Raw genomic sequence first — 1,056 nt, forward strand, 5'->3', positions numbered from 1 at the left:
CCTTGATTGTCATTTTCATTGCAACAGCCTCAGGACTCAGCGCAACGCGTTGCGCTGAGTCCTGAGGCGCGAATCCGGGTAGGCAACCCCAGAGGGGCCGGAATCCCCCGGCCCTCGATGGAGGGAGGCCGGCATGTCCAGACCGAGACCGTCCGGAAGGTCGTACGGGAGGCTCACGAGGCACGAGAGGAACGCGATCGAGAGAATGCTCGACCGCAACCGAAGCGCCCGCGAGATCGCCGCGGAGCTCGGCAGGTCGCCCTCGACCGTGACCAGGGAGGTGGCGGCGCACCGCTACGTCACCGCGCCGCGCTCGCGCTACGGCGAGCCCGCGCCCGAGGACCTCTCGGGGGCCTGCCCCAGGCTCGCCGCATGGCCGAGGTGCTGCAACGGCTGCTCGCACAGGAGGGGCTACGGCTGCTCGAGGAGGCCCAGGGTGTTCTACAGCGCCAGGAGGGCGCAGGAGGCAGCCGACGCCGAGCTCTCGTCGAGCAGATCCGGGATAGACGAGACCGAGGAGGGCGCCGCCGCCAAGCTCGCGGCCATCAGGGGCGGCCTCGCGCGCGGGCTCTCCCCGCAGCAGATAGCGGCGACGACCCCCGGCCTCAGCGCCTCCACCGTATACAGGTGGGTGGACGCCGGCTACGACGGCATGACGAACATGGAGCTCAGGCGCAAGGTCGGCTACAGGCCGAGGTCGCACCGGGCCCCGAGGGGGGCGACGCACCACTCGGCCCGCAGGTCGCACGCGGCGTTCCTCGCGCTCGGCGAGGACGCCTGCGCCGCGGCCTGGGAGATGGACACCGTCGAGGGCGCCAGGGGCGACTCCGCCAGGCTCCTCACGCTCCTGCACCGCCCGAGCCGCTTCCAGCTGGCGCTGCCGCTGCCGGACGGCGCGTGCGCCTCGGTCCTCGCGGCGCTCTCGTCCCTGCGCGGGGTCCTCGGCGAGGACGGCGCGAGGCGCGCCTTCGGCGCCGTGCTCACCGACAACGGGAGCGAGTTCGCCGACGAGGGCGCCATCGCGGCGCTGCTCGGCGAGCGCGACGGCGAGACCAG

General features: G+C 72.8%; 1 protein-coding gene. It reads left to right on the forward strand.

Features of this window, described 5'->3' with window-relative positions; genetic code table 11:
• Nucleotides 1-133: 133 nt before the first annotated feature.
• Nucleotides 134-1,056, forward strand: a 923-nt coding sequence (locus tag GT495_RS10610) for a helix-turn-helix domain-containing protein (protein ID WP_161162703.1), incomplete at its 3' end; no start/stop codon positions are given.

Source organism: Collinsella sp. BIOML-A6 (assembly GCF_009875845.1).
Taxonomy (GTDB): domain Bacteria; phylum Actinomycetota; class Coriobacteriia; order Coriobacteriales; family Coriobacteriaceae; genus Collinsella; species Collinsella aerofaciens_H.